The following is a 15556-nucleotide window of genomic DNA, read 5'->3' as shown; positions in this document are numbered from 1 at the left end:
CCCCGTTTTCCCGTCACAAAGCTGGCGGGAAGACGGGGAGTCTCTGAATGTTTGCAGATAAGAGCACGCGCGCGCGGTTGGCCGCGTTCACCACCTTTGCCAGCGCGCTGGCGCTGATTGCGGGCGCAACGGTCGCTGGCGCGAAAGAGCGCGACAAGAAGAAGAAGGACGAGGCCGTCGCCGAAGCCCCTGCCTTTGCCGCCACCAAGGCCGGCGATCCGGTCTACCCCTCGACCTACAAGCCCTATCCCGGCACCGCCACGGCGATCCGCGGCGCCACCGTCTATGACGGGCGCGGCGGCAAGATCGAGAACGGCGTCGTGTTCATGAGCGGCGGCAAGATCGTCGCGGTCGGCGGGCCGGACACGCCGATCCCGGCCGATGTCGCGGTGTTCGACGCCGCCGGCAAGGTCGTCACCCCCGGCATCATCGACATCCACTCGCACCTTGGCAACTACCCCTCCCCCGGGGTTGACGCCCATTCGGACGGCAACGAAGCCACCGCGCCGACCACGCCCGAAGTCTGGGCCGAACATTCGGTCTGGCCGCAAGACCCGGGCTTTGGCCGCGCGCTCGCCAATGGCGGGATCACCGCGCTGCAAATCCTCCCCGGCTCGGCCAACCTGATGGGCGGGCGCTCGGTCACCCTCAAGAACGTGCCGGCGCGCACCACGCAGGGGATGAAGTTCCCCGGCGCGCCCTACGGCTTCAAGATGGCCTGCGGGGAGAACCCCAAGCGCGTCTATGGCGCACGCGGGCGGATGCCTTCGACCCGCATGGGCAACCTTGCCGTCAACCGCGAAACATGGCTCGCCGCAATCGACTATGCCAACAACCCCGAAGCCAAGCGCGATCTCACCCAGGAGACGCTGGTGGGCGTGCTGAAGGGCGAAATCCTCGTCCACAACCACTGCTACCGCGCCGATGAAATGGCGCTGGTGATGGATATGGCCAAGGAGATGGGCTACAAGGTCAGCACCTTCCACCACGCGGTCGAGGCCTACAAGATCGGCGATCTGCTCCGCGAAAACGATGTGTGCAGCGCGATCTGGGCCGACTGGTACGGCTTCAAGATGGAAAGCTACGACGGCATCCTCGAAAACGCGGCCTTCCTCCAGCGTGAAGGGGCCTGCGTCGTCATCCACTCCGACGATGCGAACGATATCCAGCGCCTCAATCAGGAAGCCGCCAAGGCGCAGGCGGCAGGCCTCAGGCTCGGCATCGACATTCCCGATGCGACCGTGATCGGCTGGATCACCTACAACCCCGCCAAGGCGATGGGCATCGAGGACATGACCGGCAGTCTCGAAGCGGGCAAGATGGCCGACGTGGTGCTGTGGAACGGCGATCCGCTCTCGGTCTATTCACGGCCCGAGAAGGTGTGGATCGACGGCGCGCTGATGTTCGACGCCAATGATCCCAAACGACGGCCGGTGAGCGATTTCGAACTCGGCCAGCCCGGCGAAGGAGATGTGAAATGAAGCGCCTCCTCGTAGCCGGCGCGGTCAGCGCGCTCGCCCTTACCGCCGCCGCCGCACCTGCGCTGGCACAGGACATGGTCGTCGCCAATGCGCGGCTTGTGATCGGTGACGGTTCGGAAGCCATCGAAGGCGGGGTCGTGATCGTCGATGATGGCAAGGTGGTGTTCGCGGGCAAGCCTGCCCCGGGCCAGACCTTCTCCACCGACACGCTGGTCGATGCAGGCGGGGCCTATGTCACTCCCGGCCTGTTCGCGACCGTGACCACGCTGGGCCTTGCCGATGTCGGCGCGGTGGACGATTCGAACGACAGCACAGCGGGCGGATCGCCCTTCAGCGCAGCGCTCGATGCCGCCATGGCGATCAACCCCACCTCGCAGAACATCCTCGTCCACCGCGCGGCCGGGATCACCCGGGCGGCGACCACAACGCTGCCCTCGGGCTCGATCTTTGCAGGCCAGGGCACGATCATCGATCTCGATGGCGATGCCGCTGCGGTGATGCAGCCGCGCGCCTTCCAGATGATCGCCTTGGGCGAAGGCGGAGCGCGGCTGGCGGGCGGCAGCCGTGTCGCGGCCCATGTGCTGCTGCGCGCCGCCCTGCGCGAGGCGCAGGCGCTGGTCGGCAAGACGGTCATTCCCGAGACCACCGAGATCGCCAAAGACGACGAGGTGCTGCTCAATCGCTTCGATGCCGAGGCGCTGGCGCCGGTGGTGACGGGCAAGCAGAAGCTCTATGTCGCGGTTGACCGCGCGGCCGATATCCGCGCCGTGCTGGCTCTGAAGGGCGAATATCCCAAGCTCGATATGGTGCTTGTCGGCGTGACCGAGGGCTGGCTGGTGGCAGGCGACATTGCCGCCGCAGGTGTGCCGGTGATCGCCAACGGCCTTACCGATCTGCCCGACAGTTTCGAGCAATTGGGCGCAACCCAGTCGAATGCGGGCCGGATGGCGGCAGCCGGGGTCAAGGTCGCGATCAACGCGTCCTCCATGCAGAACCCGCGCCGCTTGCAGCAGGTGGCGGGCAACCTTGTCGCGCTGAGCCGCGTGCCGGGGGCCTCGGGCTTCTCTTGGGGCAAGGCCTTCGCCGCGATCAGCTCCGTCCCCGCCGAAATCAGCGGCATGGGCGGCAAGGCGGGTGTGCTCAAACCGGGCGCATTGGGCGATGTGGTGATCTGGGACGGCGATCCGCTGGAAGCGGGATCGGTGCCCAAGGCGGTCTATATCGGCGGGGTGCAGCAGGACCTCACCAACCACCAGAGCAAGCTGCGCGATCGCTACAAGACCCTCGACGAAAGCCGTCTGCCCGAGGCTTACGACTGGTGAGGCTGGCAGGACTTGCAGGGCTGGCAGCGGCGCTGATCGCGGGGCAACCGGCCCATGCGCAAGACAGCGCGCCCGCCCCCGCGCCCCCGTCTGACGCGCAGGATCCCGCGTGGCATGCGAAGCAGCAGCTCTACCTGCTCGGCCTGACGGCGGCGGATGGGTGGAACTTCGAGCCCGGCGGCGTGCGCTGGCGCTGGCTCACCTATCGCGCCTCGCAGCAGAAGCCGACTGTCGCGAGCCGCATCAAGGTCCACTACGAGGGCCGCCTGATCGACGGGACGGTGTTCGACAGCTCCTATGCGCGGGGCGAGCCTGCCACCTTCCCGCTCGGGCGGCTGGTGAAGGGCTGGCAGGTGGCTATCCCCAACATGGGCGTGGGCGAGACCATCGAAATCGCGATTCCCGCCGACCTTGCCTATGGCCCCATCGGGCGCGGGCCGATCCCGCCCAATGCGACGCTGGTGTTCAAGGTGGAACTGATCGCCATCGAAGGCTAACCGTTCAGGCCGGATGGGGCGGCCAGTCCGGTGCTGTTTCGCCCTCGGCAAACAGGTGGGCGGCGCTCCATCCCGCGATTTCGGCATAGACTGGCACCAGCGCCCTTGCGCTATCGGTGAGGAGGTAGCGCGCGCGCTTGCCTTGCGCAGGCTCGCGGCGCAGCAGTCCGGCCTCCTGCAGGATCGCCAGCCGTGACGTCAGCGCGGCGCGATTGATGCCCAGCCGTTCGATGAAATCCTCGAACCGCTCCGCCCCCAGAAAGGCATCGCGCAGGATCAGCAGCACCCAGCGATCGCCCAGCACCCGCGCGGCGCGGGCAATCGGGCATGGGGCACGCGAAGGCTGGTAGGTCTTCATCGTCTGATTATCAGACTTGCGCAGGGCGAAGGCAAGCAGCATAACATCTGTATTGCAGACTTAAAGGATTCTCCCATGACCGCCTCCCGTTTCGACAGCCCCGAAGCCTCGATTGCCTATATGAAGAAGGTCGCGGTGGCGCGCTCCGGCTTTTCCGCGTGGCTCGATGTCGAACCGGTGAAGGTATGGGAGGGCGAAAGCGAACTGCTGCTCGCCCTGCGCCCCGAGATGACCCAGCACCACGGCTTTGCCCATGGCGCGATCGTGGGCCTGATGGCGGATAATGCCTGCGCCTGGGCCGGGGCATCGGTGGCAGGCGATGTGGTGACGGGGGGCTACACCATCGATTTCCTGCGCCCGGCGAAAGGCGCAAGGCTGCGGGCCAAGGGCACCGTCATCAAGGCGGGCAAGCGGCAGGTGGTGGTGCGCGCCGATGTCTGGGCGGAAAGCGATGATGCCGCCCCCGTCCATGTCGCGGTGGCGCAGGCGACCATCGTGCCGACCGGCCTTCCCAGCGCGCGTGTCGAGATCGCATGACGCACGGCTAGGCGGGCACGCTCGCCCGTGTTAGCTATGCAGGCATGGACGGGACCATCATCACACTCATCGCGGCCAATACGGCCTTTGTCGGCACGCATTTCGCCATGTCGCACCCCTTGCGGGCGCCCATGGTCAGGATGCTGGGGGCGGGCGGCTTCACGGCGGCCTACTCCGTCGTGAGCTTTGCGACGCTGGGCTGGGTGGCCTACGCCTTCAAGGCTGCACCGGGGGCTGACCTCGGCGGTTCGGGCGATGCCGGATGGATCGTCGCGAGCGTGCTGACATGGCTCGCGATGGTGCTGCTGGCGGGCTCCTTCGCGGGCAATCCCGCTCTGCCCACCCCGATGGCCGAAGCCCAGGCCCGCGCCGAGCCCAAGGGCGTGTTCCGCGTCACCCGCCACCCGATGATGTGGGGGATCGGCCTCTGGGCGGCCTCGCACATCGCGCTCATGTGGAGCACCCGCACTCTCGTCACCGCGCTCGCGATGGGCATTCTCGCGCTGGTCGGCGCGAAGTTGCAGGACGGCAAGAAGGCCGCGCTGATGGGCGATGCCTGGGGCGAATGGTCGCGCAAGACCTCCTACTGGCCGCAGCTCGGCAAGCTGCTGAGCGTCGGCGCGTTGCCGCTGGTGGCGGGCACAGTGCTGTGGCTCGCGGGCAGCTGGGCCCACCTGTGGAGCGCCGGTATTCCGGCCGGGGTGTTCCGCTGGATCGGGTGATTATTCGCCCGTAAAATTCGCCTGACGCTTCTCGATCAGCGCCATCACACCCTCGGCGTGATCGGCAGTGGTGTGCATCATCGCCTGAGTGTTCGCGGCCAGCTCCAGCGCCGTGTCATAGCTGGTCTGCTGGCCCTGCCGCAGCAGGTTCTTGGTGTGGCGCAGCGAGTGCGGCGGGAGCAGCGCGATCCGGCCTGCGAGCGCGCGCGCCTCGTCCATCAGCGCATCAGCCGGAACCACGCGGCTGACGAGGCCCCAGTCCTTCGCGGTCGCGGCGTCGATCACGTCGCCAGTGTAGAACAATTCCGCCGCGCGGCTCATCCCGATCACGCGGGGGAGAATCCACGTGCCGCCATCGCCCGGGATGATGCCGAGCTTGAGGAAGGTCACGCCGAACTTGGCGCTCTCGCTCGCGATGCGGATATCGGCGAGGCAGGCAACATCGCACCCGAGGCCGATCGCCGGGCCGTTGACCGCCGCAATCACCGGCACGCGCAGGCCATAAAGCGCGCGCAGCATCAGGTGGATATTGTCGCGATAGCCGTCGGAGATCGCCGGCGTGGTGCCGCCGAAAGTCCCGGTCTTGTCGCGCATCGCCTTCACATCGCCGCCCGCGCTGAAGGCCCGTCCGGCGCCGGTGAGGATCACCACGCGGCACTCCATATCGCGGTTGATCGCATTCGCGACCCGCACGAACTCATCCCCGTCGCCCGGAGCGCCCAGAGGGTTCATGCTCTCCGCACGATCAAGCGTGAGGATGGTGACGGGGCCTTCTTTGGCGATCTGGATCAGAGACATGAAACCTTGCACTTTTGTGGCGGGAAATTCAGCTTGGGTATAGGCTTCAGGCCGCAGGGTGGAAACAAAGGAATGTCATGCCAAGCCTCGTGTTTCTGACAGTCTCGCAGCCGCTCATGAGCGCCGCCCTCGCCGTGCAGGGCGCGCCTGCGCCCGCGCCCGCCGTGGAGGTGGCCGCATGGTCCTTGGCTGAGGCACCCCCGCCGCCCGAGCAGCCTGCCCCCGAAGAACCGCAGGACGCACCGCAGGACGAGAACGGCGAAATCGTGGTCGAGGGTGAATATGGCCCGCCCGCCGGCGATCCGGCCGAAAAGTTCAACGCGCAAAGCTACCGCATCACCAATGCTGTCGATCAGGCCGTGATCGAGCCGGTCGCCTATGCCTATCGTGACGGGCTGCCCACGCCGATCCGCGATGGCCTCGGCAATGTGGTCAAGAACCTCGGCGAGCCGAGCAATGCGCTGAATTTCCTGCTGCAAGGCAAGGTCGGCAAGGCGTTCGAGACTCTGGGACGGCTGGCGATCAATTCGACGCTGGGGCTGGGCGGGTTGATCGACGTGGCGGGCAAGCCGGGGATCGGCCTGCCCTATCGCCGCAACGGCTTTGCCAACACGGCGGGCTTTTACGGGGTGGGGCCGGGGCCATACCTCTATCTGCCGGTGACCGGCGCGACCACCTTGCGCGATATCATCGGCAGCACGCTGGATCAGGCGCTGCTGCCCTTCGCGGTGGGCAAGCCCTTCAGCCAGCCGGCCTATGCGGTGACCTATTTCGTGGTCAACGGCCTCGACCAGCGGCTGGAGGTGGATGCAGAGTTGAAGGACATCGCCGCTTCCGACGATCCCTATGCCATGCGCCGCGACACCTATCTGGCGAAGCGCGCGAGAGAGATCGCGGAGCTGAAGGGCGAGACGGTGCCAGAGCCCGAAGCCGCACCCCCACCCGCTCCGGCGCCAGCGCCCGACACCCCGCCGCTATCGCTGATCGAACAGGTGCAGCTCACCGCTCGCAGCGGCGTGGCTACGCGCTGATCCCGGCCAGCCGCCGTTCGAAATCGGTCAGGGGGCGATGCGCCGCGATCGCCGCGAGGAAGGCATCGCGCGGGTGATCGAGCTGGTTCGACCAGATCCACACATCGCCGAAGAACCCGCGCGCCGCGCTGCCGTTCAGCCGCCAGATGAAGCGGCGGTGGCGGCTCTCGATCGGGTATTTCGCGGGCTTGTGCAGGGTGAGGCTCAGCCGCCCCGCATCCCTGTGCACCCCCTTGATCGCACGCAGAGGAATCCGCATGTCGCCATGCGGGCGGACGTAGATGCTCCCATTGTGGATCACCACCTGCGGGCGGCGGTCGAACAGGCGCAGCGTCTGAACTGCCGCAATCCCGCCGAAGAACAGGCTGCCGATCAGGCCGACCAGCCCGATCAAAACGCCGCCCGGACCTGCGCTGCCCGACAGGCCGGGAACCAGCAGCAGGCAGGGCGCGGCGAAGATGCCCGAACCGGCGATCCAGCCAATCAGTTTGGGAAGGGAAAAGCACGCCACAAACGGCTCGGGCGCGCTCTCCCGAACCGCGTCAGGCACGCGCCTCTTCGACATTGGTGCTGTTGTGCTTCAGCGCCTTCAGCACCGTGTCCACGATCTGCGGTGCGTTGAGGCCGGCCTCGTCATACTGCTTCATCGGATCATCGTGATCGATGAAGGTATCGGGCAGGCGCAGCGTGCGCACCTTCAATCCGTTGTCGGTCAGGCCTTCGTCGCTGGCAAAGGTCAGCACATGCGCGCCAAGGCCGCCGATCGAGCCTTCCTCGACGGTGATCACCACCTCGTGGCTGCGCATCAGCCGGGCGATCAGCGCTTCGTCGAGCGGCTTCACGAAGCGCAGGTCAGCCACCGTGGTCGAAAGCCCCTTGGCCTCCAGCTGGTCAGCCGCCTTCAGCGCCTCGCCCAGCCGCGTGCCGAGTGACAGGATCGCAACCTTGGTGCCTTCGCGCACCAACCGGCCCTTGCCGATTTCGAGCTTCACCGGAACTTCCGGCAGCGGAACCCCGGTGCCGTTGCCGCGCGGATAGCGGAAGGCGATGGGGCCAGCGTCATATTCGGCGGCGGTATAGGTCATGTGGACCAGCTCCGCCTCGTCGGCGGCGGCCATCACCACCATATTGGGGAGCGTCGCCAGATAGGTGACGTCAAAACTGCCCGCATGGGTCGCCCCGTCAGCGCCGACCAGGCCTGCGCGGTCAATCGCGAAACGCACGGGCAGATTCTGGATGCACACATCGTGCACCACCTGATCATAGGCGCGCTGGAGGAAGGTCGAATAGATCGCCGCGAACGGCCGCATCCCCTGCGCGGCAAGGCCCGCCGCGAAGGTCACCGCGTGCTGCTCGGCAATCCCGACATCGAAGGTGCGGGTGGGGTGCGCCTTGGCGAACTTGTCGACGCCGGTGCCGGACGGCATGGCGGCGGTGATCGCGCAGATCTTGTCGTCGGTTTCAGCAAGCTTCGCCAGCGTCAGGCCGAACACGTCCTGATAGGCGGGCGCGCTCGGCGCAGCCTTGGCCTTTTCGCCAGTGACGACGTTGAACTTCGGCACGCCGTGATACTTGTCGGCCGAGTTTTCCGCCGGGGCATAGCCCTTGCCCTTCTCGGTCACGACATGGATCAGCACCGGGCCTTCGCTGGTGTCGCGGACATTCTCCAGCACGGGCAGCAGGTGATCGAGATTGTGGCCGTCGATCGGGCCGACGTAATAGAAGCCCAGCTCTTCAAACAGCGTCCCGCCGGTCACCATGCCGCGGGTGAATTCCTCCGCCTTGCCGACCGCGTCGTGCAACCGGCGGCTCATCTTCTGGATCGCGCGCGATGCCAGACTGCGGATGCCGAGATATTCGCTGGAGGACACCATCCGCGCCAGATAGGCCGACAGCCCGCCCACCGGCGGCGCGATCGACATGTCGTTGTCGTTGAGGATGACGACGAGGCGATTGCCCGCCTCGGCCGCGTTGTTCATCGCCTCATAGGCCATGCCCGCGCTCATCGAACCATCGCCGATCACCGCGATTCCGCGGCCCGGCTGGTTCATCATCTTGTTGGCAATGGCAAAGCCGAGCGCCGCCGAGATCGAGGTCGAGGAGTGGGCCGCGCCAAAGGGATCATATTCGCTCTCGGACCGCTTGGTGAAGCCCGAAAGGCCCCCGCCCTGACGCAGGGTGCGGATGCGATCGCGGCGGCCGGTGATGATCTTGTGCGGATAGCACTGGTGGCCCACGTCCCACACCAGCTTGTCCTGCGGGGTGTTGAACACATAGTGCAGCGCGACGGTCAGCTCGACCACGCCGAGGCCGGAGCCAAGGTGCCCGCCCGAGGTGCTGACCGCGTCGATCATCTCGGCGCGCAGTTCATCGGCGAGCTGGCGAAGTTGTTCAGGCTTGAGGCGGCGCAGATCGTCGGGCGTATTGACCAGATCAAGCAGAGGCGTGTGCGGCGGTTGATTCATCCGGCCAGCTTTACACATTGATAAGCGGCGTGTCGATGTAAGGCTTGATCGACGTCAAAGTGACGCGATCAGGCGCAGGCCTTGCACAGCCCCCGGATCTCCAGCACCGGACGTTCCGCCTTGAATTCGCGGGCGGCGGCGATGGCGCGGACGGCGCGGCTCACCTCCTCGTCATCGACATGGGCTGCCTCGCCACATTCGTCACACACCAGGAAAATGCAGTCATGCGCGCAGCCCGGGTGGGTGTTGGCGAGATAGGCATTGGCGCTCTCGACCCGCAATGCGAGGTTGTTCGCCACGAAGACATCGAGGATGCGATAGACCGAATTGGGCGCCACCCGCTTGCCGCGCGCAGCCGAGAGATTGTCGGCAATGTCATAGGCCGACACCGGGCGATCATGGCGGGCAAGCTCGGTGAACACGGTCTCGCGCATGGTGGTCCACTGCTCGCCCGCAGCGGCCAGCGCGCGCGCGGCGGCTTCGATCAGGCTCTCGCCATGCAGCTCGCGGTGCGAATGGCTGGTTGCGTGGCTATGCGAATGTTGTCCCATAGCTGCGAATATAGAGGCAGGCGGCCGCTTCGCAAAGCCGGAACAGGCCTAACCCGCATCCTTCAAAAAGGCAGCGCGGTAAAAGGTCGGGAACATCGCCTTGAGCGCGGCCACCTTGGGCGCGTCCCAGCGCATGATATAGCCGTGCTTGGGGTTCTTCAGCATGAAGTCCTGATGATAGGCTTCCGCCGGGTAGAAGACTTTGTAGGCCTCGATCCGCGTGACGATCGGCGCTTTCCACACGCCCGACTTGCCCATCTGCGCGAGGTAGGCCTTGGCGACGGCGGCCTGTTCGGCGTTCACCGGCACCAGCGCGGCGCGATACTGGGTGCCGACATCGGGGCCCTGCCGGTTCTTGAGCGTGGGATCGGCCACCACCGAAAAGAAGATGCGCAGCAACTGGTCGTAGCGCACCACCGCCGGATCATAGGTGATCCGCACCGCCTCGGCATGGGCGGTGCCGCCGGAGACGATGGTGTCGTACTGCGCCGTCGCCGCCGAGCCGCCGTGATAGCCCGAGACCGCCGAAGTGACGCCCTTCACATGGCTGAACACGCCCTCCACGCCCCAGAAGCAGCCGCCCGCGAAGATCGCGGTCTTGAGGCCCTTCGCCTCCTTTGCGACGCGGGTGGCGGCGGGTGCGTTGACCGGCTCCTCGGCAGCGATGGCGGGGCCGGCGCAGGCTGTGAGCGAGAGCGCGGCAGCGGCGACCAGCGTGGCAAAGGGACGCATCAACGGCTCTTTTCCGCCGGGATCACGAACTCGCTCGCGGGCTGGAGCCGCTCGGCCGCGGGTTCGGCATGGGCGGCGGAGGAGAGATCGCCGGTAAAGCCATGCGCGTTCAGCCCCGCCACCATCAGCGCGCCAAGCGCGAAGCCGAATGCGAAGTTGCGGAGGAGATCGGGAGAGGGGAGGCGCATGGGAGGGCTCGTGATTCGGGTTTGTGTCTGTCCTCTCCCCCATGCCCGCCGCCGAATTGCGACGCGATGAACGGATCGGGCAGGCAGAAGCAAGGCTTGCGGCCGCGATGTAGATACGCAGACGGCCGCGAAAAGTTGCGTTTAAGAGGGCACAGGCCAGGCCGTGGCGCGGATGCGGCCAAGCGAGAGCAGCGCCCGCGCCGAGAGCACTTTCCTACAGAACAGCCCCCGCGATAGGGTGCAAAGCGGCTGGAAAGCGGGCGGCGAGGTTTTTTGGGCGTGAAACATCGGGCAGGGCAGGAAAACTGTTCGATTTCAGAAGAATGACGCGGGAAATCCTATTTCCCAGACCCCCGCTAGCCCCCGTTTGACCCCGAGTTAGCGCGCACTTGACCCCGCGATGAGCCCGCTTTGACCCCCGCGAGGCATGCGCCAGCTAGCGCAACAAATGTAGGATCGCGATGTTCGGGCCAAAGGCCCGCGAGGCCACGCGGCCGAGCCGCAGCTGCTCGATCCCGCAGGGATCGAAACACAGCGAGAAGGAGGGCGCGGAGGCGCCCTCCCACACAATCAGTGCCTAAAATGCCGCATCCCGGTGAAGACCATCGCGAGGCCGGCTGCGTCGGCGGCGGCGATCACCTCGTCGTCGCGGATCGAGCCGCCCGGCTGGATCACGGCGGTCGCGCCCGCTTCGGCGGCAGCGAGCAGTCCGTCGGCGAAGGGGAAGAAGGCGTCCGAGGCGACCGCGCTGCCGACCGTGCGGGAGGCGGGCCAGCCATAGGTCTCGGCGGCCTCGGCAGCCTTGATCGCGGCGATGCGCGCCGAATCGCGGCGGTTCATCTGGCCTGCGCCAATGCCTGCGGTCGCGCCGTCCTTGGCATAGACGATGGCGTTGGATTTGACGTGCCGCGCCACCGTCCAGGCGAAGAGGCAGTCCTTCAATTCCTGCGCCGTCGGCGCACGCTTGGTGACGACCTTGAGATCGTCGGCGGAAATCGCCCCGGCATCACGCGACTGGATCAGCACGCCGCCCGCGATGGTCTTCATCGCCAGCCCGCCGCGACGCGGGTTCGGAAGCTGCCCACATTCGAGCAGGCGCAGGTTCTTCTTCTTCGCGAAAATCTCGCGCGCTTCGGCGCTCACCGAAGGCGCGATCACCACCTCGGTGAAGATCGCCGAAATGGCCTCGGCGGTGGCGGCATCAAGCTCGGTGTTGACGGCAACAATGCCCCCGAAGGCCGAAACAGAATCGCAAGCGAGCGCCGCTTCCCATGCCGACAGCAGCGAGCCGCCTTGCGCCACGCCGCAAGGATTGGCGTGCTTGACGATCACCACGGCAGGCTCTTGGCCCGCGAATTCCGCCGCCAGTTCCAGCGCCGCATCGGCATCGTTCAGATTGTTGTAGCTGAGTTCCTTGCCCTGCAACTGCGTGGCCTGCGGAACCCCCGCGGTGCCCGCCACCTGCGGCACGTAGATCGCCGCCGACTGGTGCGGGTTTTCGCCATAGCGCAGCGTGTCCGCCCGCTTGAAGGCGAGGGGGAGGGTTTCGGGGAACAGCGTCGGCTCGTCCGAAGCGGCAGGCGAGAAGGCGAACCAGCTGGCAATCGCGGAATCATAGGCAGCGGTGCGGGCATAGGCCTTGCCCGCCATCCGCGTGCGGAAGGCTTGGCTTGTGGCGCCGCCGTTGGCGTCCATTTCCTCGACAAGGGTGGCGTAGTCCGCCGGATCGGTGAGGATCGTCACAAAGCCGTGGTTCTTCGCCGCCGAGCGCACCATCGACGGCCCGCCGATGTCGATATTCTCGATCACTTCCTCGCGGCTCGCGCCCTTGGCGACGGTCGCCTCGAAGGGATAGAGGTTGACCACCACCAGATCGATCGCGCCGATCCCGTGGGCCTCCATCGCGGCGACGTGCTCGGGATTGTCACGCAGGGCGAGGAGGCCGCCATGCACGGTGGGGTGGAGGGTCTTCACCCGCCCGTCCATCATCTCGGGGAAGCCGGTAAGGTCCGACACGTCCTTCACGCTGAGGCCCGCATCGCGCAAGCAGCCTGCGGTGCCGCCGGTGCTTACCAGCTCGACGCCGCGTTCCGCCAAAGCGCGGCCCAGATCAGCCAAACCGCTCTTGTCGGACACTGACAACAGTGCCCGCCGGATCACACCTTCAACCATGATGGAATCTATCCTGTTTTCTTCAGCAGCCAGGAGAATTGTCCCCCGCTGCGCAATGCCAGTCCCTCGATCACCAGCTGCTCGGTGGCATGCGGGCGGCCTTCGCCGTCGACCCACAGGCTGTCCTCGGCAGACAGGGTGATCTCGCCGGCGCCCGCCCTATCGCCGCCCATCCGGAATTGCCAGAGCCGACCGTCAGGCAGCAGCAGACTTGCCCCGCGCCTGTCGCCCGAAAGCTGCACCTCGACCCCGCGCCCCAAGTGGAAGCGGATCGCGAAGGCGATCTTGCCGCGCTTGCCGTTCTTGGCGGCGGGGACGAGGATATCCTCGCCCGCCAGCTCGGTGCCGTCGGCCGAAAGCGTGAGGATGCGCTGGTGGGTGAGACCGAAGCGCGCGGCATAGCCATCATGCGCAGCCTCGATCCGCGTCGCCTCGCGGCCGCGGGCGGGGACCATGCGGCGCTCAAGTTCCACCGTCTCGACCCCCTTGCCGAGCTGGCCGTGGAGCAGGACGGCGGTGGAATTGGCGTTGTCGAGCACCAGCGTCGAGAAGGCAGCACTGGCGCGCAGGCCCTGCCCGATGCGCGCGGGCACCTGCCCTCCGGCAAGCGCCGCGCCGCCGCAATTGACGATCACCCGCGCCGGGCCGTCGGACAGCTCGAAGGCCAGCGTGGAGGCGCAGCCGGTGCGCACATGGCGGGCACGCGGCGGCGGGGCGGCATCGAACTGCACCAGCGTGTCGCCCGCCTTGATGCGCTGATAGCCCCAGCCCTGCGCGGTGGCGAGCGGACGGGTGCGCACGCCCGAAGCCTCGATCACGGCATTCACCCGGTCTGCCGGGATCGCCGCCTGCCCCTGCCAGTTGCCGAGCGCGCCGTCGCCGTGCCGCAGGGCGAGGAGCGGCGGCACCAACAGCTCGCGCATCACTTGCAGCGCGGGCGGCGGCGCAACCCGCACCGCATCATAACAGGCGATCAGATCGGTCAGCAGGCGGATCGCCTCAAGCTGCGCGGCGGGGCAGCGCGACAGCACGCCGCCATCCTCGCCCACCATGTCGCCCAGCGCCTTGACGAGGCCCGCCTCGCCATAAAGGCGGCGCGGCTTTCCGTGGGGGAGCAGCAATCCGGCTGCGACGATCCCCGCCCAGCCCGCCACCTGCGCCAGCCCCGGCGCCTCGCGGCCCGCGCGCTTGTCGAGCCAGCTGGCGGTCTCGCCGATTGCGGCGAGCATGCGCGACTTCAAACTCTTGTCATTGCCCGCCAGCACCAGCGGTGCGTGGACCAGCCAGGCGAGGAGGCGCAGGCCTGCGTGCTCGACCTCCCATGCGGGGCCCTTGCCGGGCTCCTTGTGGGCATGGAGCCACAGCGAGGTGATCCGCTCGGCGACGGGAATCGCGTCGGCGCGCTGGGCGGCAGCGGCGAGATCGGCGAGCCAGCTGAAGGAATGGAGCACCCGCTCCAGCGCCGGCGCCGGACGGGCGGAGCCGGTGAAATCGAGCTGCGCGATCGGCAGGCGTGCGCCGAGGACGAGGAAGTGCCCGGCGCGAAGGGCCGTGCCCGCCGCGCGGTCGCCGCGATTGGGACTTTCGACGGTCGCCAGCACCCGCAAGGCCTGCGGACGGCGGAAGGGCTGGCTCAAGGCGTGGCCGGGAATCCCGAGGCGATAGGCAAAGCGGATCAGCGCCTCGCCCGGGCCCGCGGGCGCGGCAATCACATCGCTGAGAGCCAGCGCGCGACCCGGCTCTTCGGACAGGGGTGCGGGCGCCGCTTCAACCGCAGGCGCAGGGCTTTCGGCCAGCGTCAGCACCGGAACATCCACCACCCGCTCCACCAGCGCATCGGCCCGGCGGCCTGCGGGGGTGCGCAGCAGCGTTGCCATCACCCTATCCCCTTCAAGGCGGCGATATTGGCAGCATAGGCGTCCGGCCCGCCCTTGAACGTAGCCGAACCCGCCACCAGCACATCAGCCCCTGCCGCGACACACAGGCGCGCGGTTTCGGCATTGACCCCGCCATCAACCTCGAGGTGGATCGGCCGCCCTTCGGCTTCGATCATCGCGCGGATGCGGGCGATCTTGGCGAGCTGCGAGGGAATGAAGCTCTGCCCGCCGAAGCCGGGATTGACGCTCATCACCAGCACCAGATCGACCATGTCCATGAGGTTGTCGAGCACCTCGACCGGCGTGCCGGGATTGATCACCACGCCCGCCTTCTTGCCCAATGCGCGGATAGCCTGGAGGGTGCGGTGGATATGCGGCCCGGCCTCGGGATGGACGGTGATGATGTCCGCACCGGCAGCCGCGAAAGCCTCAAGGTAAGGGTCGACCGGCGAGATCATCAGGTGGACGTCGAAGGTCTTGGTCGTGTGCGGGCGCAGGGCCTTCACCACATCCGGGCCGATGGTGATGTTCGGCACGAAATGGCCGTCCATCACGTCGATATGGATCCAGTCGGCACCGGCTGCATCCACCGCGCGCACTTCCTCCCCCAGCCGGGCGAAATCGGCAGAGAGGATCGAGGGCGAAATCAGCGGCGTGGGCATGATGCGGCGCAGGGCCTTTTGTGACGGCGTGTTAACTCCAATACGGGAGGCGCGAATCGGGGGACACCCGCCAGACCGCCGTTTTCCACGGCGGCGGCCCGCCAGATCGCGCAAATCCGCCGATATTCGCATGATTAAGCCGCAATTCAGCCAGAGCCTGCCA

16 protein-coding genes are annotated in these 15556 nt (G+C 67.0%); 6 read left to right on the top strand and 10 right to left on the bottom strand.

From position 1 onward, the window contains the following. The first annotated feature begins 47 nt into the window (after positions 1–47). The 3 genes from RSE14_RS10615 to RSE14_RS10605 are packed head-to-tail and all read left to right on the top strand — an operon-like array spanning position 48 to position 3300. Positions 48–1481, top strand: coding sequence for an amidohydrolase (locus RSE14_RS10615; RefSeq protein ID WP_324073489.1), 1434 nt, complete (start codon positions 48–50; stop codon positions 1479–1481). Then, positions 1478–2803, top strand: a complete 1326-nt coding sequence (locus tag RSE14_RS10610; protein WP_324073487.1) for an amidohydrolase family protein — start codon at positions 1478–1480, stop codon at positions 2801–2803. Before RSE14_RS10615 ends, RSE14_RS10610 begins: the two co-directional genes overlap by 4 nt. Continuing rightward, positions 2800–3300, top strand: coding sequence for an FKBP-type peptidyl-prolyl cis-trans isomerase (locus RSE14_RS10605; RefSeq protein WP_324073485.1), 501 nt, complete (start codon positions 2800–2802; stop codon positions 3298–3300). Before RSE14_RS10610 ends, RSE14_RS10605 begins: the two co-directional genes overlap by 4 nt. A 4-nt stretch (positions 3301–3304) precedes the next feature. Here the strand turns inward: RSE14_RS10605 and RSE14_RS10600 are convergent, their stop codons facing one another. Next, positions 3305–3700 carry a winged helix-turn-helix transcriptional regulator gene (locus RSE14_RS10600; protein ID WP_324073483.1) on the bottom strand — a complete coding sequence of 132 codons (396 nt, stop codon included), beginning with the start codon at positions 3698–3700 and terminating at the stop codon, positions 3305–3307. Between the two features lie 33 nt (positions 3701–3733). On the opposite strand from RSE14_RS10600, the gene RSE14_RS10595 reads away from it, so the two are divergent. Beyond that, on the top strand, positions 3734–4195 hold the full coding sequence (locus tag RSE14_RS10595; RefSeq protein ID WP_324073480.1) for a PaaI family thioesterase: 462 nt from the start codon (positions 3734–3736) through the stop codon (positions 4193–4195). Positions 4196–4239: 44 nt separating this feature from the next. After that, positions 4240–4917, top strand: coding sequence for an NnrU family protein (locus tag RSE14_RS10590; protein WP_324073478.1), 678 nt, complete (start codon positions 4240–4242; stop codon positions 4915–4917). Here RSE14_RS10590 and RSE14_RS10585 read toward each other — a convergent pair whose 3' ends face one another. Then, entirely contained in the window at positions 4918–5715 is a 798-nt protein-coding gene (locus RSE14_RS10585; RefSeq protein WP_324073475.1) for a crotonase/enoyl-CoA hydratase family protein, read from the bottom strand. Between the two features lie 77 nt (positions 5716–5792). On the opposite strand from RSE14_RS10585, the gene RSE14_RS10580 reads away from it, so the two are divergent. Then, complete coding sequence (locus tag RSE14_RS10580) at positions 5793–6746, top strand: MlaA family lipoprotein (RefSeq protein WP_324073473.1); 954 nt, start codon at positions 5793–5795, stop codon at positions 6744–6746. On the opposite strand, the gene RSE14_RS10575 is transcribed toward RSE14_RS10580, so the two are convergent. From RSE14_RS10575 to rpe, 8 genes are all read right to left on the bottom strand, one after another. Further along, a complete protein-coding gene (locus RSE14_RS10575) occupies positions 6736–7311 on the bottom strand; it encodes a hypothetical protein (protein WP_324073471.1) in 576 nt (191 codons plus the stop codon). The genes RSE14_RS10580 and RSE14_RS10575 overlap by 11 nt on opposite strands. Then, complete coding sequence (gene dxs / locus RSE14_RS10570; protein WP_324073469.1) at positions 7289–9211, bottom strand: 1-deoxy-D-xylulose-5-phosphate synthase; 1923 nt, start codon at positions 9209–9211, stop codon at positions 7289–7291. Before dxs ends, RSE14_RS10575 begins: the two co-directional genes overlap by 23 nt. Before the next feature lie 68 nt (positions 9212–9279). Further along, on the bottom strand, positions 9280–9762 hold the full coding sequence (locus RSE14_RS10565) for a Fur family transcriptional regulator (RefSeq protein WP_324073467.1): 483 nt from the start codon (positions 9760–9762) through the stop codon (positions 9280–9282). Between the two features lie 48 nt (positions 9763–9810). Next, the gene (msrA, locus tag RSE14_RS10560) at positions 9811–10494 is read right to left on the bottom strand and encodes a peptide-methionine (S)-S-oxide reductase MsrA (RefSeq protein ID WP_324073466.1); all 684 of its coding nucleotides are present in this window, start codon (positions 10492–10494) and stop codon (positions 9811–9813) included. Then, positions 10494–10682 carry a hypothetical protein gene (locus tag RSE14_RS10555; protein WP_324073465.1) on the bottom strand — a complete coding sequence of 63 codons (189 nt, stop codon included), beginning with the start codon at positions 10680–10682 and terminating at the stop codon, positions 10494–10496. Before RSE14_RS10555 ends, msrA begins: the two co-directional genes overlap by 1 nt. A gap of 570 nt (positions 10683–11252) precedes the next feature. Continuing rightward, positions 11253–12854, bottom strand: coding sequence for a bifunctional phosphoribosylaminoimidazolecarboxamide formyltransferase/IMP cyclohydrolase (purH, locus tag RSE14_RS10550; protein ID WP_324073464.1), 1602 nt, complete (start codon positions 12852–12854; stop codon positions 11253–11255). Between the two features lie 8 nt (positions 12855–12862). Beyond that, positions 12863–14731 (bottom strand): heparinase II/III family protein, encoded by a 1869-nt coding sequence (locus tag RSE14_RS10545; RefSeq protein WP_324073463.1) that lies wholly within the window; start codon positions 14729–14731, stop codon positions 12863–12865. After that, positions 14731–15393, bottom strand: coding sequence for a ribulose-phosphate 3-epimerase (rpe, locus tag RSE14_RS10540; RefSeq protein WP_324073461.1), 663 nt, complete (start codon positions 15391–15393; stop codon positions 14731–14733). Before rpe ends, RSE14_RS10545 begins: the two co-directional genes overlap by 1 nt. Positions 15394–15556: the final 163 nt, after the last annotated feature.

Source organism: Erythrobacter sp. (genome assembly GCF_035194505.1).
Taxonomy (GTDB): domain Bacteria; phylum Pseudomonadota; class Alphaproteobacteria; order Sphingomonadales; family Sphingomonadaceae; genus Erythrobacter.
Note: the sequence above shows the minus strand (reverse complement) of the source record. Positions and strands in the feature narration are given on the sequence as shown.

Bases quoted from the DNA above. Each gene is read 5' to 3' on its own strand.
- RSE14_RS10615 (WP_324073489.1), top strand. From the start codon at position 48: ATGTTTGCAGATAAGAGCACGCGCGCGCGGTTGGCCGCGTTCACCACC.
- RSE14_RS10610 (WP_324073487.1), top strand. From the start codon at position 1,478: ATGAAGCGCCTCCTCGTAGCCGGCGCGGTCAGCGCGCTCGCCCTTACC.
- RSE14_RS10600 (WP_324073483.1), bottom strand. From the start codon at position 3,700: ATGCTGCTTGCCTTCGCCCTGCGCAAGTCTGATAATCAGACGATGAAG.
- RSE14_RS10595 (WP_324073480.1), top strand. From the start codon at position 3,734: ATGACCGCCTCCCGTTTCGACAGCCCCGAAGCCTCGATTGCCTATATG.
- RSE14_RS10590 (WP_324073478.1), top strand. From the start codon at position 4,240: ATGGACGGGACCATCATCACACTCATCGCGGCCAATACGGCCTTTGTC.
- RSE14_RS10585 (WP_324073475.1), bottom strand. From the start codon at position 5,715: ATGTCTCTGATCCAGATCGCCAAAGAAGGCCCCGTCACCATCCTCACG.
- RSE14_RS10580 (WP_324073473.1), top strand. From the start codon at position 5,793: ATGCCAAGCCTCGTGTTTCTGACAGTCTCGCAGCCGCTCATGAGCGCC.
- RSE14_RS10575 (WP_324073471.1), bottom strand. From the start codon at position 7,311: ATGTCGAAGAGGCGCGTGCCTGACGCGGTTCGGGAGAGCGCGCCCGAG.
- dxs (WP_324073469.1), bottom strand. From the start codon at position 9,211: ATGAATCAACCGCCGCACACGCCTCTGCTTGATCTGGTCAATACGCCC.
- RSE14_RS10565 (WP_324073467.1), bottom strand. From the start codon at position 9,762: ATGGGACAACATTCGCATAGCCACGCAACCAGCCATTCGCACCGCGAG.
- msrA (WP_324073466.1), bottom strand. From the start codon at position 10,494: ATGCGTCCCTTTGCCACGCTGGTCGCCGCTGCCGCGCTCTCGCTCACA.
- RSE14_RS10555 (WP_324073465.1), bottom strand. From the start codon at position 10,682: ATGCGCCTCCCCTCTCCCGATCTCCTCCGCAACTTCGCATTCGGCTTC.
- purH (WP_324073464.1), bottom strand. From the start codon at position 12,854: ATGGTTGAAGGTGTGATCCGGCGGGCACTGTTGTCAGTGTCCGACAAG.
- RSE14_RS10545 (WP_324073463.1), bottom strand. From the start codon at position 14,731: ATGGCAACGCTGCTGCGCACCCCCGCAGGCCGCCGGGCCGATGCGCTG.
- rpe (WP_324073461.1), bottom strand. From the start codon at position 15,393: ATGCCCACGCCGCTGATTTCGCCCTCGATCCTCTCTGCCGATTTCGCC.